Origin of the sequence: Streptomyces sp. NBC_00090, from assembly GCF_045160815.1 — a bacterium.
GTDB lineage: Bacteria > Actinomycetota > Actinomycetes > Streptomycetales > Streptomycetaceae > Streptomyces.
Map to the genome: position 1 here is coordinate 1082134 of NZ_CP108224.1, position 25370 is coordinate 1107503.

A 25370-nucleotide genomic window follows, 5' to 3' on the forward strand; every position below is an offset into this window, starting at 1 on the left:
GCGCGGAATGACAACGCGACGCGTGACACCCAGATGTCACGCATGAACACGCAGTACCAGACGACCATCCAGGGGGACAGCGCAGTGAGCGCCGCAGGCAACGATCAGCAGCAGGAAAAGCTCGTCCGGTACCTCAAGCGGGTCGCCGTCGACCTGAACGAGACCCGGGCCCGCCTCAAGCAGTACGAGGACCGCGCTGCCGAGCCGCTCGCGATCGTCGGGATGGGCTGCCGCTACCCGGGCGGGGTGAGCTCTCCCGACGAGCTCTGGAAGTTCGTGGCCGAGGGGCGGGTCGGGATCTCCGAGTTCCCGCAGGACCGCGGCTGGGACGTGGAGGGGCTCTTCCACGAGGACCCCGACCACGCGGGCACCTCGTACACCCGCGAAGGCGGATTCGTCGAGGGTGCGGCCGATTTCGACGCCGCCTTCTTCGGGATCGCCCCGCGCGAGGCCGCTGCCGTCGACCCGCAGCAGCGTCTCCTCCTCGAGACGGCCTGGGAGGCGTTCGAGGATGCCGGCATCGACATCACGGGGCTGCGCGGCAGTGACACCGGTGTCTTCTGCGGGGTGATGTACCAGGACTACGGCTTCGTCGCCCAGCAGAGCGACCGGCGCGCGGAGATCGAGGGGTACATGACCATCGCCTCCGCGGGCAGCGTCGCCTCCGGACGGCTCAGCTACACCTTCGGCTTCGAAGGCCCGGCCGTGTCCGTGGACACCGCCTGCTCCTCCTCTCTGGTCGCCGTGGACCTCGCCTGCAAGTCCCTGCGGGCCCGCGACTGCTCCCTCGCGCTGGTCGGCGGCGTCACCGTCCTCGCCCGCCCGAACGTGTTCATCGAGTTCAGCCGCCAGCGCGGGGTCTCCCCGGACGGACTGTGCAAGGCCTACGCGGCCGGAGCCGACGGCGTCGGCTGGGCCGAGGGCGCCGGCCTGCTCGTCCTGGAACGCCTGTCCGACGCCCGCCGCAACGGCCACCGGGTCCTCGGCGTCATCCGCGGCAGCGCCGTCAACCAGGACGGCGCCTCCAACGGGCTCACCGCGCCCAACGGCCCCTCGCAGGAACGCGTCATCCGCCAGGCCCTGTCCAACGCCGGACTCGCCACCTCCGACGTCCATGTCGTCGAGGGGCACGGCACGGGTACCCCGCTCGGCGACCCCATCGAGGCGCAGGCGCTGCTCGCGACCTACGGCCAGGAGCGGAACGAGAACGGACCGCTCCGCCTGGGCTCCATCAAGTCCAACATCGGCCACACCCAGGCCGCGGCGGGCGTCGCCGGCATCATCAAAATGGTCAAGGCCATGGAGCACGAAACGCTCCCCGCCACCCTCCACGTCGACGCACCCTCCCCGCACATCGACTGGACCGCCGGCGACGTACGACTCCTCACCCAGGCCGAACCCTGGCCCGCCACCGAAGACCACCCCCGCCGCGCAGGCATCTCCTCCTTCGGCGTGGGCGGCACGAACGCCCACGTGATCCTCGAGGAGCCCCCGGCGCTGACGGAGCAGCCGGAGACGGCGAGCACCGCGGGCACGGCCGGTACGGACGCCGTGGCCGAGGCCGCCGCCCCGGAGGCTCCCGTCGCTCCCGCCCGTGAGCTGCCCGCCGTGCCCGTCCTGGTCTCCGCCCGCAGCGAGGCCGCCCTGCGCGCCCAGGCCGACCGGCTGCGCGCCCATCTGATCGCCGAGCCGGCGCTCTCCGTGAGCGACGTGGCCTTCTCGCAGGCCACCACCCGCGCCCACCTGGAGCGCCGGGCCGCCGTCGTCGCCACCGACCGGGGCGCGCTGCTGGCCGGGCTGGCCGCGCTGTCCGCGGCCGAGCCCGCCGGCCACGTCTTCCAGGGCCGCTCCGGTGGCGACGAGACCGTGTTCGTCTTCCCCGGCCAGGGCTCCCAGTGGGAGCGGATGGCCGTCGAACTCCTCGACTCCGCGCCCGTGTTCGCCGAGGAGATCGCCGCGTGCGGCGAGGCCCTCGCCCGCTACGTGGACTGGGACCTCGAGGAGGTCCTGCGCGGTGCCCCCGGCGCGCCGACGCTGGAGCGCGTCGACGTCGTCCAGCCCGCGCTGTTCTCCGTGATGGTGTCCCTGGCGAAGCTGTGGCGTTCCCACGGCGTCGAGCCGTCCGCCGTCGTCGGCCACTCCCAGGGCGAGATCGCCGCCGCCTACGTGGCGGGCGGCCTCAGCCTCGACGACGCCGCCCGTGTGGTGGCCCTGCGCAGCCGTGCCGTACGCGAACGCCTCGCCGGGCAGGGCGGGATGATGTCGGTCCTGCTGCCCGTGGACCGTGTCGAGAAGTATCTGGAGCGGTTCGACGGCCGGATCTCGGTGGCCGCGGTCAACAGCCCCGGCACCGTCGTGGTCGCGGGCGAGCCCGCCGCGCTCGACGAACTCCAGGCGGCCTGCGAGCAGGACGGGGCCCGCGCCCGCCGCATCCCCGTGGACTACGCCAGCCACTCCGTGCAGGTCGAGGGCATCCAGGAGGAGCTGCTGCAGCTCCTGGCCCCGGTCGCCCCGCGCAGCGGCACGATCCCCTTCTACTCCACCGCCCGCGGCGACTTCCTCGACACCGCGGAGCTCGACGCCGCGTACTGGTACCGCAACCTCCGCGGCCGGGTCGGCTTCGAGCCCGCCGTCCGCGCCCTCGTCGGCAACGGCGCGAAGCTGTTCGTCGAGCTCTCCCCGCACCCCGTCCTCACCATGGCCGTCGACGAGATCGTCCAGGACCTCGACGCTGCCGGGCGCGTCCGGTCCGTCGGCTCGCTGCGCCGCGGCGAGGGCGGCCCGGCCCGCTTCGCCACGTCCCTCGCCGAGGCCCACGTCGGCGGGGCCGCCATCGACTGGCACACCTTCTTCGCCGGTACGGGTGCCGAGCGCGTCCAGCTCCCCACCTACGCCTTCCAGCGCGAGCGGTACTGGCTGACCCCCGGCACCGGCACCGGCGACGCCACCGCGGCCGGACTCGGCCGCCTCGACCACCCGCTGCTGTCCGCCACCGTCCAGGTCGGCGACCGTGACGAGTGGATCTTCACCGGTCGTCTCGCCCGTACCTCGCAGCCCTGGACCGAGGACCACGCCGTCCTCGGTACGGTCCTGCTGCCCGGCGCCGCCCTGGTGGAGGCCGCCCTCACCGCGGGCCGCCAGGCGGGCACGCCCGTGCTCGACGATCTCGTGCTCGAGGCTCCGCTCGTCCTCGACGAGGACTCCGCCCGGCAGCTCCAGATCACCGTGGGGCGCCTCGGCGAGGACGGCCGCCGTGAACTGGTCGTCTACTCGCGCTCCGAAACCTCCGGGGAGGACGGGGACCGCCCGGTCACCCGCCACGCCCGCGGCTGGCTCACCGCCGACGCCGAACCGGCCCCCGCGTTCCCCGCCGCCTGGCCGCCCGCCGGAGCCCGGCCCGTCGCCGTGGACACCCTCTACGCCCGCCTCGCCGAGGCCGGTTACGACTACGGTCCGCTCTTCCAGGGCGTCCGCGCCGCCTGGAAGGCGGGCTCCGACATCTGCACCGAGATCGCCCTGCCGGAGGACGCGCGCACCGAGGGCTTCGTCCTCCACCCGGCCCTCCTGGACGCCGCCCTGCACGGCGGCCTCCTCGACAAGGAGCCCGGCGCCACCGCCGATCTGCCGTTCTCCTGGTCCGGCGTCCGCGCCGGCATCACCGGCACCGCGGCCGGCGTCACCCGTGCCCGGGTGCGTATCAGCCCCGCCGGGGACTCCGCGCTGCGCATCGCCCTCGCCGACGAGAACGGCGCACCGCTGCTGACCGTGGAGACGATGGCCTTCAGGCCCGTGGACCTGGCCCAGCTGGAGTCCGCCCAGCGCGGCGGCCAGAACTCCCTCTACCAGCTCGACTGGCTGCCCGTCCCGGCCTCGGCCGGCGCCCCGGCCGCCGAGCAGGGTGGTGTCTGCGTCCTCGGCGAGCTCGCCGCGGCCCCCGCGGAGTGGGACCGCTACCCGGACCTGACGGCCCTGGAGAACGCCCTCGCCAAGGGGGCCCCGGTACCCGGGACGGTCCTCGCCGCCCTGGACACCGACCCGGCGGCCGACGCGACGGATGCCGGAAGCAGCACCGCGGAGGCCGTGCACGCGAGCGCCGCCCGCGCCCTCGGTCTGCTCCAGCAGTGGCTGGCCGCCGCGCCGCTCGCCGACTCCCGCCTGATCGTGGTCACCCGGCGTGCCGTCGCCGCGAACGGCTCGGCGCCCGAGCTGGCGCAGGCCCCCGTGTGGGGTCTGGTGCGCAGCGCGCAGTCCGAGCACCCGGGACGGTTCGGCCTGATCGACCTCGACTCCGAGGGCGACCAGGTCGCCGGGGCCGAGGAGAACGAACTCGACTGGGCGGCGCTGACCTCCCTGGACGAGCCCCAGATCGCGGTCCGGGCGGGCGAACCCCTCGTACCCCAGCTGGGCCGTGCCGAGCTCTCCGCCCTCGCCGGGAACACCTGGCGGCTGGGTGTGGCGCGCAAGGGCTCGCTGGAGGGGCTGGCGCTGATGTCCTCGGACGCCGACCGTCCGCTCGGGGTCCACGAGGTGCGGGTCGGGGTCAGGGCCGCGGGCCTGAACTTCCGCGACGTACTGATCGCCCTGGGTCTCTACCCCGGTGAGGCCCCGCTCGGCAGCGAGGCCGCCGGCGTGGTCCTCGAGGTCGGCTCCGGAGTCACCGACCTGGCACCGGGCGACCGCGTGCTGGGCCTGGTGCTCGACGCGTTCGGACCGGTCGCGATCGCCGACCGCCGGATGATCGTCCCGATGCCCGAAGGGTTCACCTTCGCGCAGGGTGCGGCCGTCCCGGTGGTCTATCTGACCGCGTACTACGGTCTGGTCGACCTCGCCGGCCTGCGCGCCGGCGAACGCCTCCTGGTCCACGCGGCCGCGGGCGGCGTCGGCATGGCCGCCGTACAACTCGCCCACCACTTCGGCGCCGAAGTCTTCGCCACCGCCTCCACCCCCAAATGGGACGCCGTCCGCGCCCTCGGCATCACCGACGACCACATCGCCAACTCCCGCGACCTCACCTTCCGCGAACACATCCTCAACACCACCAACGGCAACGGAGTCGACGTCGTACTCGACGCACTCGCAGGCGAATTCGTCGACGCGACCCTCGACCTCCTCCCCCACGGCGGCCGCTTCATCGAAATGGGCAAGGCCGACATCCGCGACCCCGAGGTCATCGCCAAACAATGGCCCGGAGTCCACTACCGCTCCTACGACCTCTTCGAAGCAGGCCCCGACCGCATCCAGGAAATGCTCCAAGAGATCGTCACCCTCTTCGAACAAGGCACCCTCACCCACGCACCCCTGCGCACCTGGGACGTCCGACGCGGACAAGAAGCCTTCCGCCACCTCCGCGAAGGCCGCAACACCGGCAAAATCGTCCTCACCGTCCCCACCCCCTTCAACCCCGACGGCACCGTCCTCATCACCGGCGGCACGGGTGGTCTGGGCGCACTGTTCGCCAAGCACTACGCACAGACCTACGGAGCCAAGCACCTCCTGCTCCTCAGCCGCCGCGGCACCGCCGCCCAAGGCGCACCCGAACTCGCCGCAGAACTGACCGAGCTCGGCGCACACGTCGACATCGCCGCCTGCGACGTCACCAACCGCACCGAACTCGCCCACCTCATCGGCGCACTCGAACACCCCCTGACCGCCGTGATCCACGCCGCGGGCGTGCTCGACGACGGGCTGCTGGAGGGCCTCACCCCCGAGCGGCTCGACCGTGTCATGCGCCCCAAGGTGGACGCGGCCCTGCACCTGCACGAGCTGACGGCCGGTCTGGAACTCTCCTCCTTCATCCTGTTCTCCTCCGTGGCCGCCCTCATCGGCAGCCCCGGCCAGGGCAACTACGCCGCCGCCAACGCCACCCTCGACGCCCTCGCCGCCCACCGCCGCGCCCTCGGCCTGCCCGCCACCTCTCAGGCGTGGGGCCTGTGGGCCGATGCCACCGGCATGACCGGCGACCTCGACGCGGCCGAACTGGCCCGCGTGGAGCGCATGGGATTCGGCGCCATCTCCAACGAGCTCGGCCTGGAACTCTTCGACCAGGCCCAGAAGTCGGACGCCGCGCTCGTGGTGCCCGTACTCCTGGAGCAGGCGGCCCTGCGCACCCAGGCCCGGGCCGGCCTGCTGCCCGGACTGCTGCGCAGGCTCGCCAAGGTGCCCGCCCGCCGCTCCGGCTCCGGCACGGCCTCGCTCGCCCAGACCCTGGCCGCGGTACCGCCGGAGGAGTGGGAGCGCGTCGTACTGGACCTCGTACGCGGCCAGGTCGCGGCCGTACTCGGACACTCCTCACCCGATGCCATCGAGGCCGAACGGGCCTTCAAGAGCCTCGGGTTCGACTCCCTCGCCGGTGTCGAACTGCGCAACCGCCTCACCCAGGCCACGGGCCTGCGGCTGCCCACCACCCTGGTGTTCGACCACCCGAACCCGGCCGCCGTCACCCGCTACCTGGTCCCTCTGGCCACCGAAGGCGTCGCCGCGACCGGACACCAGTCCTCCGAGGAGGACCGGATCCGGGAGGCTCTCGCCGCCATCCCGCTCGGCCGGCTGCGCTCCGCGGGCCTGCTCGACGTCCTCCTCGAACTCGCCGTCGGCGACCCGGAGGAGACCGAGCAGACCGCCGAGGACTCCGAGTCCATCGACGAGATGGACGTCGAGGCCCTCATCCGCATGACGCAGGAGGACTCGGCGTGAGCACCGCACCCATCACGGCCCGGGCGGCAGCCGCACGCCCGCTGACAGCCCCGGCCGTCACGGCCTCGGCGGCAGCCACAGCACGACCGCACGAGGAGCGCTAACACCCATGGCAGATCAGAAGGACCTCATCGAGGCGCTCCGCAAGTCCTTGAAGGAGACCGAGCGCCTCCGCCTCCAGAACCGGCGGCTCCTCGCCCAGTCGACGGAACCGATCGCGATCGTCGGCATGAGCTGCCGCTACCCGGGCGGGGTCACCTCGCCGGAGGAACTGTGGCAGCTCGTCGCGGAAGGCCGCGACGCCATCACCCCGCTCCCGGACGACCGCGGCTGGGACCTGGCCAACCTCTACGACCCCGACCCCGAGCAGACCGGCAAGGTGTACGCCACCGGCGGCGGCTTCGTCGACGGCGTCGGTGACTTCGACGCGGGCTTCTTCGGGATCAGCCCGCGCGAGGCCCTCGCCACCGACCCCACCCAGCGGCTCGTCCTCGAAGCCGCCTGGGAGGCCCTGGAACACGCCGGCATCGACCCGACCTCGCTGCGCGGCGGGGACACCGGAGTGTTCTGCGGAACGGTGTCCTCCGAATACGGTGGCGAGAGTACGACCGACCTGGAGGGCTTCCGGCTCGCCGGCAAGACCGCCAGCGTCGTATCGGGCCGCGTCGCCTACACCCTGGGCCTGGAGGGTCCGGCCGTGTCCATCGACACCGCCTGCTCCTCCTCCCTCGTCGCCATGCACCTCGCGGCCCAGTCCCTGCGCTCCGGCGAATGCTCCCTCGCCCTGGTCGGCGGCGTCACCGTGCTCGGCGGCCCCTTCCTCCTCGTCGAATTCAGCCGTCAGCGCGGCCTCGCGGCCGACGGCCGCTGCAAGCCGTACGCGGCCGGGGCGGACGGTACGGGGTTCTCCGACGGGGTCGGTCTGGTCGTGATGGAGCGCCTCTCCGAAGCCCGCCGCAAGGGCCACCGCGTCCTGGCCGTGATCCGCGGCAGCGCCGTCAACCAGGACGGCGCCTCCAACGGCCTCACCGCCCCCAACGGCCCCTCGCAGGAACGCGTCATCCGCCAGGCCCTCACCAACGCGGGACTCGAGGCCAAGGACGTCGACCTCGTCGACGGCCACGGTACGGGCACCCGCCTCGGTGACCCGATCGAGGCGCAGGCACTGCTGGCCACCTACGGCCAGGGTCGCGAGAACGGCCCGCTCCGCCTGGGCTCCATCAAGTCCAACATCGGCCACACCTCCGCCGCCGCGGGTGTCGCCAGCGTGATCAAGATGGTCATGGCGATGCAGAACGACACCATGCCCGCGACCCTCCACGTGGATGCCCCGTCCCCACATGTGGACTGGGCCTCGGGTGAGGTGCGCCTGCTGGCCGAGGCCGAGCCGTGGCCCGCCGCCGAGGGCCGCCCGCGCCGCGCGGCCGTCTCCTCCTTCGGTATCAGCGGCACCAACGCCCACCTGATCCTCGAGGAGCCCCCGGCCGGCACGCCCGCCGAGACCACGGGGACCACGGGGGCCGCTGGGACCGCTGGGACCTCTGGGACTGTTGGGTCCGCCGAGACTGCCGAGACCGCCAGCACCGAGACCGGGAACGGGCCGGCCGCGCTTCCGGTGATCTTGAGCGGCCGCGATGAGGCCGCGCTGCGTGCGCAGGCGGAGCGCCTGCGGGCGCACCTGAGCACCCGAGCTGAGTCCGGGCTGCTGGATGTCGGATACTCCGCGGCCACCACCCGCGCGCAGCTGGAGCACCGCGGTGTCGTCGTGGCGGGTGACCGGGAGGAGCTGCTTGCCGGGCTTGCGGCTCTGGCCGCCGGTGAGCCCGGTCCGGGGGTGTTCCAGGGCCGTCCGGTGGGTGGTAAGACCGCGTTCCTGTTCACCGGACAGGGTGCCCAGCGCGCGGGTATGGGTCTGGAACTGGCCGCCGCCTACCCCGTGTTCGCTGCCGCGCTGGACGAGGTGTGCGCGGAGCTCGATCCGCTCCTGGATCGTCCGCTGCGTGAACTCCTCGCCGCCCCAGACACGACCCTGAACGCCACCGAGTACACCCAGACCTCCCTCTTCGCCATCGAGGTCGCCCTGTACCGGCTGGTCGAGTCCCTCGGCATCCGCGCCGACTACCTCATCGGCCACTCCGTCGGCGAGATCGCCGCCGCACACGTCGCAGGAGTCCTCTCCCTCAACCACGCCTGCACCCTCGTCGCCGCCCGCGGCCGCCTCATGGGCAACCTGCCCGCCGGCGGCGGCATGGCCGCCATCCAAGCCACCGAATCCGAAGTCACCGAACAACTGGCCGGATACGAAGGCCGCCTCGAGATCGCAGCCGTCAACGGACCACGCTCCATCGTCGTCTCCGGCGACCTCGACGCCCTCGACACCTGGCTCCCCCACTGGGACAAGCTCGGCCGCAAAACCACCCGCCTGCGGGTCAGCCACGCCTTCCACTCCCCCCGCATGGAACCCATGCTCGCCGAGTTCCAGAAGGTCGCCGAAGGCCTCACCTTCCACCCGCCGCGCACCGCCGTCGTCTCCAACGTCACCGGCGACCTCGTCACCGACGAACTGACCGACCCCGGCTACTGGGTCCAGCACGTCCGCAACGCAGTCCGCTTCCACGACGGCATCCGCACCCTCCACCGCGAAGGTGTCACGCGCTACCTCGAACTCGGCCCGGACGCCATCCTCACCGCGCTCACCCGCCACATCCTCGAAGACGAAGACAACCTCGTCCTCAGCCCGGCCCTGCGTTCCCGCCAGCCCGAGACCGACACCTTCGCCGCCTTCCTCGGACACGCCCACACCGCCGGCATCCCCATCAACTGGCACACCTACTACGCCAACACCGGCGCCACACGCATCACTCTCCCCACCTATGCCTTCCAGCGCGACCGGTACTGGATCGCGCCCAGCTCCGGTTCTCACGATCCGGCGGCTTCGGGTCTCGGCAGGTTCGGTCACCCCGTCCTCGCCGCGGCCGTCAAGGTCGGCAACCGCGACGAGTGGCTGCTGACCGGACGCATCTCGACCGACGCTCAGCCCTGGGTCGCCGAACACGTACTCCTCGGCAACATCGTCGTGCCCGGCACGAACCACATCGAGCTCGCCCTCGCCGCGGGCCGCCACACCGGCACGCCCGTCCTGGAAGAGCTCGTCCTCGAAGCCCCGTTGCTCCTCCAGGAGGGCGAGTCGGTTCAGGTACAGGTCACGGTCGGGGAGCCGGACCAGGACGGACGCCGGGAGGTCGCCGTCTACACCCGGCCCGAGGCCCGTGACGCGTCCCGGACCGAGGACGGGGAGGCCCCGGAGGCCACCTGCCACGCTCGCGGCACCCTCGCCCCGAGCGTCGAGGCCCCCGCGGCCTGGCCCGCCCAGTGGCCGCCGGCCGGTGCCACGGCCCTGCCGGTCGACACCCTCTACTCCCGTCTCTCCGAGATCGGCTACGACTACGGCCCGGTCTTCCAGGGGCTGCGCGCCGCCTGGCGTGACGGCGACACCGTGTACGCCGAGGTCTCCCTCGCGGACGAGCACGTCGACGCGACCGCCCGGGACTTCGGGATGCACCCGGCGCTCCTCGACGCGGCCCTGCAGAGCGGCGCCGTCCTGTTGAACGACGGCGAGGGCGGCCGCCAGTGGATGCCCTTCAGCTGGTCCGGCGCCCGGCTCGACCGGCTGGGCGAGACCCGGCTGCGGGTCCGTGTCGTCTCGATCGGCGATGCCTCACTGCGCCTGGACGCCGTCGACGCTGCCGGGGACCACGTCGTCTCCGTACGTTCCATCGTGGCGCGCCCGGTCGAACAGGCCCAGCTGGAAGGCGCCCGCCGCTCCGGAGCGTCGCCGCTGTACCGGGTGGACTGGACGACCGTTCCCGCACCCCGCCGGTCGGAGGCCACCACCCGCGTCGAGGTCCTCGGCGGGACGTACGCCGACCCGGCCGAGCTCGACCGCGCGGTGACCGCCGGCGCGCCGGTCCCGGACGCCGTCGTCGCAGTCATCGACCCGACGGGCTCCGGCCGGACCGCCGCGACGCTCGGGCAGACCGCCGAGCACGTCCTCGGTCTGCTCCAGCAGTGGCTGGCCACCGAGGCCCTCACCGGCTCCCGCCTGATCGTGGCCACCCGCCGGGCCGTCGCGACCGCCGTGGGCGAGACCGCGGATCCGAGCCAGGCCGCCGCCTGGGGTCTGGTCGGCAGCGCCCAGTCCGAGCACCCGGACCGCATCGTCCTCGTGGACCTGGACGAGCACGCCGCCGGCAAGGCGGACCTCGACTGGGTGTCGCTCGCCGCGCTGGAAGGGGACCCGCAGCTCGCACTCCGCGAGGACCGGGTCCTCGTACCCCGGCTGGCCCGCGCAGCCGTCACCTCCGACCGGTCGGCGGCCCCCGCCCTGGACCCGGAGGGCACGGTCCTGATCACCGGTGGCACCGCCGGCCTCGGCGCCCTCTTCGCGAAGCACTACGTACGCAGCTACGGAGCCCGACACCTCCTGCTCCTCAGCCGCCGCGGCACCACCGCCGAAGGCGTCACCGAACTCGTCACGGAACTGACCGAGCTGGGCGCACACGTCGACGTCGCCGCCTGCGACGTCAGCGACCGGGACGCACTGGCACGGATCATCGGCTCCCTGGAGCGTCCGCTCACCGCCGTCGTCCACGCCGCCGGAGTCCTCGACGACGCCACCATCGAAACCCTCGCCCCCGCCCAACTCGCCCGCGTACTGGGCCCGAAGGCCGAGGCAGCACTCCACCTCGACGAGCTCACCGCCGACCTCGACCTGTCTTCCTTCGTCCTCTTCTCCTCCGTCTCCGCTCTCCTGGGCGGTGTCGGCCAGGGCAACTACGCCGCCGCGAACGCGGCTCTGGACGCTCTCGCAGCTGCCCGCCGGGCAGCCGGACAGCCCGCCACCTCCCTCGCTTGGGGCCTGTGGGCCGAAGCCGGCGGCATGGGCGGAACCCTCGACGAGACAGAACTGGCCCGCCTCGAACGCGCCGGTATGAGCGGCCTCTCCGCCGAACAAGGCCTCGAGCTCTACGACGCCGCACTCCGTCTAGACTCCCCACTCCTGGTACCCGTACGCCTCGAGCAGCCGGCCCTGCGCGACCAGGCCCGCTCCGGCATGCTCCCCGCACTCCTGCGCGGACTCGTCCGCATACCCGCACGCCGCACCCAGCCCGCCGGCGGCTCCCTCGCCCAGCGCCTCGCCGCCGTCGCGGAGGAGGACCGGCTCCGCCTGGCGCTGGACCTGGTACTCACCCAGGTCGCGGCCGTCCTGGGGCACGCGTCACCGGCCGGTGTGGACCCCGAACGCGCCTTCAAGGAGCTCGGCTTCGACTCGCTCGGCGCCGTGGAACTCCGCAACCGGCTCACCCAGACCACCGATCTCCGTCTGCCTTCCACCCTCGTCTTCGACCACCCCACCTCTCTGGCGGTGGCCCGGTTCCTGCTGACCCAGGCCGGTGCGGTGGAGACCGCCGAGACCCGTCCGACGGCCCGTGCCGCCCGCAAGCCCGTCGACGACGAGCCGCTCGCCATCGTCGGCATGAGCTGCCGCTACCCGGGCGGAGTCACCTCGCCCGAGGAACTCTGGCAACTCCTCGCCGAAGGCCGCGACGCCATCACCCCGCTCCCGGACGACCGCGGCTGGGACCTGGCGAACCTGTACGACCCCGACCCCGAGCGGCCGGGCACGCTCTACGCCCGCGGCGGCGGGTTCATGTCGGGCGTCGGCGAGTTCGACGCGGGCTTCTTCGGGATCAGCCCGCGCGAGGCCCTCGCCATCGACCCGCAGCAGCGCCTCACCCTCGAAGCCGCCTGGGAAGCGTTCGAGAACGCGGGCATCGACCCGACGCGTCTCCACGGCACCGACACCGGCGTCTTCTGCGGGGTCGTGGCCACCGACTACGCCTCCCGGGCCCCCGAGGAACTCGACGGCTTCCGGCTCACGGGCACCACGGCCAGCGTGCTGTCCGGACGTGTGGCCTACACCCTGGGCCTGGAGGGTCCGGCCGTGTCCATCGACACCGCCTGCTCCTCCTCGCTCGTCGCCCTGCACCTCGCCTCCCAGGCGCTGCGCTCCGGCGAATGCTCCCTGGCCCTCGCCGGCGGCGTCACGATCATGTCCAGCCCGTTCCTGCTCACGGAGTTCAGCCGCCAGCGCGGTCTGGCAGAGGACGGCCGCTGCAAGTCGTACGCGGAGGGCGCGGACGGTACGGGCTTCTCCGACGGCCTGGGCCTGCTCGTTCTGGAACGCCTGTCCGACGCCCAGCGCAACGGCCGCCGTATCCTCGGCGTGGTCCGCGGCAGCGCCATCAACCAGGACGGCGCCTCCAACGGAATGACCGCCCCCAACGGCCCCGCCCAGGAACGCGTCATCCGCCAGGCCCTCGCCAACGCGGGCGTCGCTCCCACCGAGGTCGACGCCATCGAGGGTCACGGCACCGGCACGCGGCTCGGCGACCCGATCGAGGCGCAGGCACTGCTGGCCACCTACGGCCAGGAGCGGCACGAGAACGGACCGCTCCGCCTGGGCTCCATCAAGTCCAACATCGGCCACGCCTCGGCGGCCGCCGGTGTGGCCGGCGTGATCAAGATGGTCATGGCGATGCGGAACGGCCTCCTGCCCGCCACCCTCAACGTGGACGAGCCCTCCTCCCACATCGACTGGGAGGCCGGGGAGATCCGCCTGCTCACCGAGGCGGAGGAATGGAAGTCCACGGCGGAACGCCCGCGTCGGGCCGGCGTCTCGTCCTTCGGCATCAGCGGCACCAACGCCCATGTGATCCTGGAAGAGGCCCCGGCCTCCCCGGAGCCCGTGGCGATCTCCCGCGAGGAGTTCCCGCCGGTTCCGGTGGTGGTGTCGGCGAAGTCCGTGCCCGCGCTGCGTGCGCAGGCGGAGCGGCTGCGGGCGCATCTGGCGGAGCGGCCCCAGGCGAGCCTGCTCGACGCCGGGCTCTCGGCCGTGACGACGCGCGCGCAGCTGGAGCAGCGGGCCGTGGTCGTGGCGGGCGACCGGGAGCAGCTGCTTGCCGGGCTCGCGGCTCTGGCCGCCGGTGAGCCCGGTCCGGGGGTGTCCCAGGGCCGTCCGGTGGGTGGCAAGACCGCGTTCCTGTTCACCGGGCAGGGTGCGCAGCGCGCGGGTATGGGTCTGGAACTGGCCGCCGCCTACCCCGTGTTCGCTGCCGCGCTCGATGAGGTGTGCGCGGAGCTCGATCCGCTGCTCGGCCGTTCCCTGCGTGAACTCCTCGCCGCCCCAGACGCGACCCTGAACGCCACCGAGTACACCCAGACCTCGCTCTTCGCCATCGAGGTCGCCCTGTACCGGCTGGTCGAATCCCTCGGCATCCGCGCCGACTACCTCATCGGCCACTCCGTCGGAGAGATCGCCGCCGCACACGTCGCAGGAGTCCTCTCCCTCCCCGACGCCTGCACCCTCGTCGCCGCCCGCGGCCGCCTCATGGGCAACCTGCCCGACGGCGGCGGCATGGCCGCCATCCAGGCCGAGGAATCCGAAGTCACCGAAGCACTGGCCGGGTACGAAGGCCGCCTGGAGATCGCAGCCGTCAACGGACCGCGCTCCATCGTCGTCTCCGGCGACCTCGACGCCCTCGACACCTGGCTCCCCCACTGGGACAAGCTCGGCCGCAAAACGACCCGCCTGCGGGTCAGTCACGCCTTCCACTCCCCGCGCATGGAACCCATGCTCGCCGAGTTCCAGAAGATTGCCGAAGGCCTGACGTTCCACCCGCCGCGCACCGCCGTCGTCTCCAACGTCACCGGCGACCTCGTCACCGACGAACTGACCGACCCCGGGTACTGGGTCCAGCACGTCCGCAGTGCCGTCCGATTCCACGACGGCATCCGCACCCTCCACCGCGAAGGTGTCACGCGCTACCTCGAACTCGGCCCGGACGCCATCCTCACCGCGCTCACCCGCCACATCCTCGAAGACGAAGACGAAAGCAACCTCGTCCTCACCCCGGCCCTGCGCGCCCGCCAGCCCGAGACCGACACCTTCGCCACCTTCCTCGGCCACGCCCACACCGCCGGCATCCCCATCAACTGGAACACCTACTACGCCAACACCGGCGCCACACGCATCGACCTCCCCACCTACGCCTTCCAGCACGAGCACTACTGGCTCTCGCCGGACAGCGGGGCCGGAGACCTCACGGCGGCCGGGCTCGGGCAGCTCGGGCACCCGCTGCTCGCCGCCGCCGTCAAGGTCGGCGACCGTGACGAATGGCTGTTCACCGGCCGCATCTCGCGGGAGTCGGCTCCGTGGGTACAGGACCACGGCGTCCTGGGCATGGTCATCGTGCCCGGCACCGCCTTCGTCGAGCTGGCCGTGGCCGCGGGCACGCACGCCGGCAGCCCCGTACTCGAGGAACTGGTGATGGAGGCGCCGCTGATCCTGGACGAGGGCGCCGTGCGCCTCCAGGTCACCCTCGGCACGCCGGACGCGGAGGGCCGCCGTGAGGTTGCCCTCTACACCCGCCCCGAGTCGGGCGAGGACGAGGAGCAGGAGGCCGTGTGCCACGGCCGTGGCACTCTCGTTCCGGCTGACGCGCAGGCGAAGCCCGCCTGGCAGCCCACCGAGTGGCCGCCCGCCGAGACGGAGCCCGTCTCCGTCGACGATCTGTACGGCCGTCTGACGGAGCTCGGGTTCGACTACGGCCCGGCCTTCCAGGGCGTGCGAGCCGCCTGGCGCGGCGATGACGCCGTCTTCGCCGAGGTGGCACTGCCCGACGCGACCTCCGCGGACGGCTTCGCCCTGCACCCCGCCCTCTTCGACGCCTCCCTGCACGGCGGGCTGTCCTGGCTCGACCGGGGTTCGGGCTCCAAGGCCCGGCTGCCCTTCTCCTGGTCGGGTGTGAGCTTGACCGGGACGGCCGGGCAGCAGGTCCGGGTCCGGATCGCCTCTGGCGGCGACTCCGCCCTGAGCGTGGACGTCCTCGGTGTGGGCCGGGTGGAGACGCTGGCCTTCCGTGAGGTCGACCCCGCGAACCTGGACAACCTGCGCCGCTCGGGAGCGGCACCGCTGTACAGCGTCGACTGGACGGCCGTACCGGCCCCGCAGTCCGGCTCGGACGCCCGGATCGTGGTCCTCGGCGGGGAGTACGGGGATCCGGCGGCGCTCGGCGCCGCGGTGGCTGCCGGGCAGCCGGTACCGGAGCTGGTGGTCTCGGTGGTGGACTCCGCCGACGCCACGGTCCGGGAGGTCACCGAGCGGACCCTCACCCTGCTCCAGCAGTGGCTGGCGGCCGACGCACTCGCCGGAGCCCGCCTTGTCGTCGCCACCCGGAAGGCCGTCGCCGTGACCGCCGCCGAGGTCCCGGAGCTGGCGCAGGCACCGGTGTGGGGCCTGGTGCGCAGCGCCCAGTCGGAACACCCCGACCGCTTCCTGCTCGTGGACGTCGAGAACGCCGTGGACGCGGCGGCCGTGGACTGGTCCGCGCTCGCGGGCCTGGACGAGCCTCAGCTCGCCGTCCGTGGCGAGGAGGTCCGCGTACCGCGTCTCGGCCGGGCGCAAGCCCCGGCCACCGGTGCGGTGACCCGGTGCCTGGACCCGGAGGGCACGGTCCTGATCACCGGTGGTACGGGTGGTCTGGGCGCACTGTTCGCCAAGCACTACGTGAAGGCGTACGGAGCCCGACACCTCCTGCTGGTGAGCCGCCGCGGCACCACCGCCGAAGGCGTCACCGAACTCGTCACGGAACTGACCGAGCTGGGCGCACACGTCGACGTCGCCGCCTGCGACGTCACCGACCGGGACGCACTGGCACGGATCATCGGCAACCTGGAGCGTCCGCTCACCGCCGTCGTCCACGCCGCCGGAATCCTCGACGACGCCACGATCGAGTCCCTCACCCCCGGCCAACTCGCCCGCGTACTGGGCCCGAAGGCCGAGGCAGCACTCCACCTCGACGAACTCACCGCCGACCTGGACCTGTCCTCCTTCGTCCTCTTCTCCTCCGTGGCCGCCCTCATCGGCAGCCCCGGCCAGGGCAACTACGCCGCCGCCAACGCCACGCTCGACGCCCTGGCGATCCGCCGCCGGGCCGGGGGCCTGCCCGCCACCTCCCTCGCCTGGGGCCTGTGGGGCGAAGCCGGCGGCATGGGCGCCGGCCTGGACGCGGCGGAGCTCGCCCGACTCGAGCGCATGGGAGTGGGCGCCCTCTCCGCCGAGCAGGGCCTGGCCCTGTACGACGGGGCGCACCAGCTCGACTCCGCTGCGCTGGTTCCCGTACGTCTGAACACGGCGGCGCTGCGGGCGCAGGCCCGTGCCGGGATGCTGCCCGCACTCCTGCGCGGACTCGTCCGCACCCCCGCCCAACCCACCCACCACACAACACCCGACACCGGATCACTCGCCCGGCAACTCGCCACCGCCACCGAAGAAGACCGCGAACGCATCGCCATCGAACTCGTCCAAACCCACGTCGCAGCCGTCCTCGGACACACCACACCCGAAACCGTCGACCCCGAACGCGCCTTCAAGGACCTCGGCTTCGACTCCCTCGGCGCCGTAGAACTCCGCAACCGCCTCACCCAGGCCACCGGAGTCCGACTCCCCTCCACCCTCGTCTTCGACCACCCCACCCCCACCGCCGTCGCCCACCACCTCCTCACCGAAATCGGCGACACCATCACCACCGCCCCGGCGGAGCCGGTGATCGACCGGGAACTGAGGAAGTTCGAACGGGCACTCACCGAGGTCCTGGAGGAGGACAGGCAGCGCGTCGCGGCGCGGCTGCGGACGCTGCTGGCGTCCTTCGGCGAGTCGGAACAGCCGGCGGCTCAGCGGTTCGGCGCGGCCACCACGGCGGACGAGGTCTTCGACCTCATCGACGCGGAGTTCGGAGCGCTGTGACGGGCCAGGCAACGGAAACCGGCAACTTCATGACGACCAGGGGGAAGAGAAGATGAGCAGCGAAGAAAGCGATCTCCAGCAGGAGAAGCTGGTCCGGTACCTCAAGCGGGTCGCGGCCGACCTCAGCGAGGCCCGGGCCCGGCTCCAGGCGTACGAGGACCGCGCCGGGGAACCGCTCGCGATCATCGGCATCAGCTGCCGCTACCCGGGCGGGGTCACCTCGCCCGAGGAGCTGTGGCAGCTCGTCGCCGAGGGCCGGGACGCGATCTCTCCCCTCCCGGACGACCGGGGCTGGGACCTCGAGAACCTGTACGACCCCGATCCGGAGCAGCTCGGCAAGGTGTACACCCGCGGCGGCGGGTTCATGTCGGGCGTGGACGAGTTCGACGCGGGCTTCTTCGGGATCAGCCCGCGCGAGGCCCTCGCCATCGACCCGCAGCAGCGTCACACCCTCGAGGCCGCGTGGGAGGCCCTGGAGGCGGCCGGCATCGACCCGACCTCGCTGCGCGGCACCGACGCCGGCGTGTTCGTCGGCGTGGGCACCTCGGACTACGGGGTCGTCCCTGCGGGCGGGCTCCCCGAGGTGGAGGGCTTCCGCCTGACCGGCGCCACCACCAGCGTCGTATCGGGCCGCGTCGCCTACACCCTGGGCCTGGAGGGCCCGGCCGTGTCCATCGACACCGCCTGCTCCTCCTCCCTGGTCGCCCTGCACCTCGCGGCGCAGTCCCTGCGCTCCGGCGAATGCTCCCTCGCCCTCGCGGGCGGCGTCACGATCCTGTCCGGCCCGTTCCTGCTCACGGAGTTCAGCCGCCAGCGCGGTCTGGCCGAGGACGGACGCTGCAAGTCGTACGCGGAGGGCGCGGACGGAACGGGCTTCTCCGACGGCCTCGGCCTGCTCGTCCTGGAACGCCTGTCCGACGCCCAGCGCAACGGCCGCCGCATCCTCGGCGTCCTGCGCGGCAGCGCCATCAACCAGGACGGCGCCTCCAACGGAATGACCGCCCCCAACGGCCCCGCCCAGGAACGCGTCATCCGCCAGGCCCTCACCAACGCCGGACTCACCCCCAGCGACGTCGACGCGGTCGAAGGCCACGGCACCGGCACCCGCCTGGGCGACCCCATCGAGGCCAAGGCCCTGCTCGCCACCTACGGCCAGAACCGTGAGAACGGCCCGTTCCATCTCGGCTCCATCAAGTCCAACATCGGCCACACCTCCGCCGCCGCGGGCGTCGCGGGCGTGATCAAGATGGTCATGGCGATGCGGAACAGCCTCCTCCCCGCCACCCTCAACGTGGACGAGCCCTCCTCCCACATCGACTGGGAGGCCGGGGAGGCCCGCCTCCTCACGGAGGCGGAGCCCTGGCCCGCCACCAAAGGCCGCCTCCGTCGCGCGGGCGTGTCCTCGTTCGGTGTGAGTGGCACGAATGCGCACGTGATCCTGGAGGAGGCTCCGGCCTCCGCGGAGCCCGTGGCGATCTCCCGCGAGGAACTCCCCGCTGTTCCAGTGGTGGTGTCGGCGAAGTCCGTACCCGCGCTGCGTGCGCAGGCGGAGCGCCTGCGGGCGCACCTGAGCACCCGGCCTGAGTCCGGGCTGCTGGATGTCGGATACTCCGCGGCCACCACCCGCGCCCAGCTGGAACACCGCGGTGTCGTCGTCGCCGGCGACCGCGAGGAGCTGCTCGCCGGGCTCGCCGGTCTGGCCGCCGGAGAGCCGGGCCCGGGGGTGTCCCAGGGCCGTCCGGTGGGTGGCAAGACCGCGTTCCTGTTCACCGGGCAAGGTGCGCAGCGCGCGGGTATGGGTCTGGAACTGGCCGCCGCCTACCCCGTGTTCGCTGCCGCGCTGGACGAGGTGTGCGCGGAGCTCGATCCGCTGCTCGGCCGTTCCCTGCGTGAACTCCTCGCCGCCCCAGACACGACCCTGAACGCCACCGAGTACACCCAGACCTCCCTCTTCGCCATCGAGGTCGCCCTGTACCGGCTGGTCGAATCCCTCGGCATCCGTGCCGACTACCTCATCGGCCACTCCGTCGGCGAGATCGCCGCCGCACACGTCGCAGGAGTCCTCTCCCTCAACCACGCCTGCACCCTCGTCGCCGCCCGCGGCCGCCTCATGGGCAACCTGCCCGCCGGCGGCGGCATGGCCGCCATCCAGGCCGACGAATCCGAGGTCACCGAACAACTGGCCGGGTACGAAGGCCGCCTGGAGATCGCAGCCGTCAACGGACCGCGCTCCATCGTCGTCTCCGGCGACCTCGACGCCCTCGACACCTGGCTCCCCCACTGGGACAAGCTCGGCCGCAAGACCACCCGCCTGCGGGTCAGCCACGCCTTCCACTCCCCCCGCATGGAACCCATGCTCGCCGAGTTCCGGAAGGTCGCCGAAGGCCTCACGTTCCACCCTCCGCGCACCGCCGTCGTCTCCAACGTCACCGGCGACCTCGTCACCGACGAGCTGACCGACCCCGGGTACTGGGTCCAGCACGTCCGCAACGCAGTCCGCTTCCACGACGGCATCCGCACCCTCCACCACCAAGGCGTCACCCGCTACCTCGAACTCGGCCCCGACGCCATCCTCACCGCACTCACCCGCCACATCCTCGAAGACGAAGACGAAAGCAACCTCGTCCTCACCCCGGCCCTGCGCGCCCGCCAGCCCGAGACCGGTACCTTCGCCGCCTTCCTCGGCCACGCCCACACCGCCGGCATCCCCATCAACTGGCACACCTACTACGCCAACACCGGCGCCCGCCACATCAGCCTCCCCACCTACGCCTTCCAGCACGAGCACTACTGGCTCTCGCCGGACAGCGGGGCCGGAGACCTCAGCGCGGCCGGGCTCGGGCAGGTGGACCACCCGGTGCTCGCCGCCTGCACTCAGGTCGGCGACCGCGACGAGTGGCTGTTCACCGGCCGCATCTCGGCCGGCAGCCAGCCCTGGGTCGAGGACCACGTCGTCCTCGGGACCGTCATCGTCCCCGGCACCGCGCTGGTGGAGCTTGCGCTCGCCGCGGGACACCACGCCGGGACGCCCGTACTCGACGAACTGATCATGGAGGCGCCGCTGTTGCTGGACGGGAACACTGCCGTTCAGCTCCAGGTCGTCGTGGGCGAGAGCGCCCCGGACGGCCGACGTGAAGTCGCCCTCTACTCGCGCTCCGAGGACGGTGCGGAGGACGAGGGTCGCGAAGTGACCTGCCACGCCCGCGGAACCCTGTCCGCCGAGGTGGAGCAGTCTGCGGTCTGGGCGGCGCAGTGGCCGCCTGCCGGGGCGGAGCCCTTCACGGCCGAAGCACTGTACGACCGCCTCGTCGGCATCGGATTCGACTACGGTCCGGCCTTCCAGGGCGTGCGGGCCGCCTGGCGTGCCGGGGACGCGGTCTACGCCGAGGTCGCCCTGCCCGAGGGGCACGCCGAGACCGCCGGCGGATTCGGCATACACCCCGCTCTCTTCGACGCCTCCCTGCACAGCGGTCTGGACTGGCTGCTCCAGGGCGACGGGCCCTCGGTCGGACTGCCGTTCTCATGGGCGGGCGTACGTCTCGGCGAGACCGGGCGGGCCCGGGTCCGGGTCCGGATCGGATCGGCCGGCGAGAACGCGCTCCGTGTCGACGTCGCCGGAGAGCAGGGCGAGCCCGTCGTCAGCGTGGCGAAGCTCGCCTTCCGCCCAGTGAGCCGGGAACAGCTGGAGGCGGCCCAGGGCGGTCGGCAGAACTCTCTGTTCCGAATCGACTGGACGGCCGTACGCGCCTCCCGTGACACGGTGAGGACCGACGTCACCGTGCTGGGCGGGGAGTACGGGGATCTGGCGGCGCTCGGCGCCGCGGTGGCTGCCGGGCAGCCGGTACCGGAGCTGGTGGTCTCGGTGGTGGACTCCGCCGACGCCACGGTCCGGGAGGTCACCGAGCGGGCCCTCGCCCTGCTCCAGGAGTGGCTGGCGACCGACGCCTTCGCCGACGCCCGCCTGGTCATCGCCACCCGCAACGGCATCGCCACAGCCGAAGGCGAAGCCCCCGAACTCACACAGGCCCCCATCTGGGGACTCGTCCGCAGCGCCCAGTCCGAACACCCCCACCGCATCCTCCTCATCGACCTCGAAGACAACACCGACACCACCACCCCCGACTGGGCCGCACTCGCCGGCCTCGACGAGCCTCAGCTCGCCCTGCGCGGCGGCCACACCCTCGCCCCCCGCGTCGCCCGCGCCAACACAGCCGCACCCACCCCACATCCGATCCTGGATCCGGAGGGCACGGTCCTGATCACCGGTGGCACCGCCGGCCTCGGCGCCCTCTTCGCGAAGCACTACGTACGCAGCTACGGAGCCCGACACCTCCTGCTCCTCAGCCGCCGCGGGACCACCGCCGAAGGCGTCACCGAACTCGTCGCGGAACTGACCGAGCTGGGCGCACACGTCGACGTCGCCGCCTGCGACGTCACCGACCGGGACGCACTGGCACGGATCATCGGCAACCTGGAGCGTCCGCTCACCGCCGTCGTCCACGCCGCCGGAGTCCTCGACGACGCCACGATCGAGTCGCTCACCCCCGGCCAACTCGCCCGTGTACTGGGTCCGAAGGCCGAGGCAGCACTCCACCTCGACGAACTCACCGCCGACCTGGACCTGTCCTCCTTCGTCCTGTTCTCCTCCGTGGCCGCCCTCATCGGCAGCCCCGGCCAGGGCAACTACGCCGCCGCCAACGCCACCCTCGACGCCCTCGCCGCCCGGCGCCGGGCAGCCGGACTCCCCGCCACCTCCCTCGCCTGGGGCCTGTGGGCCGAAGCCGGCGGCATGGGCGGAACCCTCGACGAAACAGAACTGGCCCGCCTCGAACGCGCCGGTGTCGGTGCCCTCAGCGCCGACCAGGGTGTGGAGCTCTTCGACCAGGCGGTACGGCGCACGGACACCCACCTGTCCGTTCCCGTGCGCCTGGATGCGGGGGCTTTGCGGGCGCAGGCGCGTGCCGGGATGCTGCCCGCACTCCTGCGCGGACTCGTCCGCACCCCCGCCCAACCCACCCACCACACAACACCCGACACCGGATCACTCGCCCGGCAACTCGCCACCGCCACCGAAGAAGACCGCGAACGCATCGCCATCGAACTCGTCCAAACCCACGTCGCAGCCGTCCTCGGACACACCACACCCGAAACCGTCGACCCCGAACGCGCCTTCAAGGACCTCGGCTTCGACTCCCTCGGCGCCGTAGAACTCCGCAACCGCCTCACCCAGGCCACCGGAGTCCGACTCCCCTCCACCCTCGTCTTCGACCACCCCACCCCCACCGCCGTCGCCCACCACCTCCTCACCGAAATCGGCGACACCATCACCACCGCGGCAGCCTTCGGCGAGGTCCCGGGGGCCGTGGCGTCAACTGCGCAGAGCCGTGCGGAAAACCGGTCCGGCCTGGGCACTCTGGGGACCCTGCTGCGCCACGCACACACCTCGGGCTCGATCCGGCACACGGTGCCGCTGCTGTTCGAAGCCTCGCGGTTCCAGGACTCGTTCGCCTCTGCGGCCGAGCTCGGGGACACCAGTGGATACGTCGTCCAACTCGCGGCCAGGTCGGCCCCGGACACCGCCGCCCCGGACACCGTCGCCGCGGACGGGACAGCGGACGGGACCCCGGACGACCCCACGGCCGTCGTCCGCCACGGGGCCGGCGAGGACGAGAAGCGACTGAAGATCGTCTGCGTTCCGTCCTTCGTGGTCGGCTCGGGCCCGCACCAGTTCATGCGGTTCGCGGCCCGGTTCGAGGGCCGGCGCGACGTCTACGTCTGCACCCTGCCCGGATTCCGCGGCGGAGAGCCCGCACCCGCCAGCTGGGAGGCGGCCATCGAGGTCCTCGAACAGGCGATCCGGCACGCCGTGGGCGAGGACCCCTTCGTCCTCGTCGGATACTCCATCGGCGGGGTGGTCGCCCACTCCCTCGCGGCCCGGTTCGAGGCTTCCGGGGACTCCCCGGTGCCCGTGGTGATGATCGACACTCCCACCCCGGACGGCGAGGAGGAGACCGACCGGGTCTTCTCGATGGTGATGACGGAGATCCTGAGCCGCGAGGACGCGGCCATCGTCGTCGACGACGCCAACTGGCTCTCCATGGGCACGTACATGAGGCTCCTCACGGAACGCCCGGCTGCCCGGATCACCTCCCGCAGCCTCCTCATCCGCGCCGGTGAACTCCTCGGTGACACCGGGCAGTCCTGGCCGGCCTGGGAGATCGCGGACGACGAAGTGGAAGTCACCGCCGACCACTTCGCCCTGATCGAGTCGGCCGCCGCGGACACGGCGGACGTTACGGAAAGGTGGATCAAGGCATGAGCCTGCACCACACCACCGCCCCGGCGGCGCCTGCCTCCGGGTCGGTACCGGAGGTCCTCGCCGCCCGGCGGGGGCTGTCGATCGCCGTGGTCCTCACCGGGGTCTTCGTCTCCTCCCTGGACCTCTTCATCGTCAACATCGCCTTCCCGGAGCTGGCCCGGTCCTTCCCGGACTCCACGCTCGGCGACCTTTCCTGGGTACTCAGCGCGTACGCGATCGCCTTCGCCGCGCTGCTGATGCCCGCGGGGTCCTGGGCCGACCGGTCCGGCCGCAAGCGGGCCTTCATCGCCGGGTTCGTGCTGTTCACGGCGGCCTCGGCGGCCTGTGCCTTCGCCCCCTCGCTCGGTGTGCTGGTGGCAGCCCGGATCGCGCAGGCCGTCGGCGGCGCAATGATGCTGCCCAGCTCGCTCGGGCTGATGCTGCCGCTGTTCCCGGCGGAGAAGCGCGGCGCCGCGGTCGGACTGTGGGCCGCGATGGGCGGCGCGGCCGCCGCGGCCGGACCGCCCGTGGGCGGCCTCCTGGTCCAGGCGGACTGGCGTTGGGTGTTCCTGGTCAACCTGCCTCTCGGGCTCGTCGCCGTCCTCGTGGCCTGGCGGGTGCTTCCCGAGATCCGCGACAGCAGCCGCTCGGCCCCGGACGTGACCGGCGCGCTGGTGCTCGCCGCCACCATCGCGGCCGTGGTCGCCGCGATCGTGCAGGGCGAGGTGTGGGGCTGGGACAGTGTCCGGGTGCTCGCCCTGGCCGGAACCGGTGCGGTCGGTCTCGCGTACAGCGTGCGGCGGATCCTGCGCCACCCCTCGCCCGTCGTGGAACCGGCGGTCCTGCGCATCCGCTCGGTGGCCTTCGGGGATCTCGCCACGCTGCTGTTCTTCTCCGGCTTCGGCGCGATGATCCTGGGCTCCACCCTGTTCCTCACCCAGGTCTGGGGGCACTCCGTCCTGCGGGCCGGGATGGAGATCGCGCCCGGGCCGCTGATGGCGGCCGTGTGTGCGGTCCCCGGCGGAATCCTCGCCTCCCGCTACGGTGCCCGATGGGTCGGATTCGCCGGCAGCGTCCTCTTCGCCGTCGGAGGAGTCTGGTGGGCCGCCGCGACGGCCGTCGGCCCGGACTACGCCTCCGCGTTCCTCCCGGCGGGCATCGTCGCCGGCATCGGCTCGGGGCTGGTCCTGCCCAGCCTGTCGGGGGCGGCGACGCTGCCGCTGCCGCCGGAGCGTTTCGCCACCGGCACGGCCCTGATGTCGATGTGCCGGCAGGTGGGCCTCGCCCTGGGGGTGGCCGTGGTCGCGGCCGTCCTCGGCGCCCGGCCCGCGCTGGCCGAGTTCCACACCACCTGGCTGTTCATGGCGGGCTGCGGACTGGCCGGGGGCCTGGCCATGCTCCTCATCGGAACCGACCGGGGACCCGCCCCCGCCCCGGCCCCGGCCCCCGCCCCCGCCCCCGCCCCGGCCAGGCCCTGACCGCACCGCAGCACTCCACCCCGCAGCACTCCAC

General features: G+C 72.7%; 3 protein-coding genes and 1 pseudogene. All 4 read left to right on the plus strand.

The features are described 5' to 3' along the window. The first annotated feature begins 42 nt into the window (after nt 1-42). The gene (locus OG361_RS04765; RefSeq protein WP_405852002.1) at nt 43-6693 is read left to right on the plus strand and encodes a type I polyketide synthase; all 6651 of its coding nucleotides are present in this window, start codon (nt 43-45) and stop codon (nt 6691-6693) included. A 151-nt stretch (nt 6694-6844) separates the two neighbouring features. Further along, on the plus strand, nt 6845-17560 hold the full coding sequence (locus tag OG361_RS04770) for a type I polyketide synthase (protein ID WP_405862077.1): 10716 nt from the start codon (nt 6845-6847) through the stop codon (nt 17558-17560). Between the two features lie 73 nt (nt 17561-17633). Further along, nucleotides 17634-23879 (plus strand): annotated as a pseudogene (locus OG361_RS04775) (type I polyketide synthase); the annotation flags it as partial. After that, complete coding sequence (locus tag OG361_RS04780; RefSeq protein ID WP_405852003.1) at nt 23876-25336, plus strand: MFS transporter; 1461 nt, start codon at nt 23876-23878, stop codon at nt 25334-25336. The pseudogene OG361_RS04775 and the gene OG361_RS04780, both read left to right, overlap by 4 nt. Nucleotides 25337-25370 lie beyond the last annotated feature (34 nt).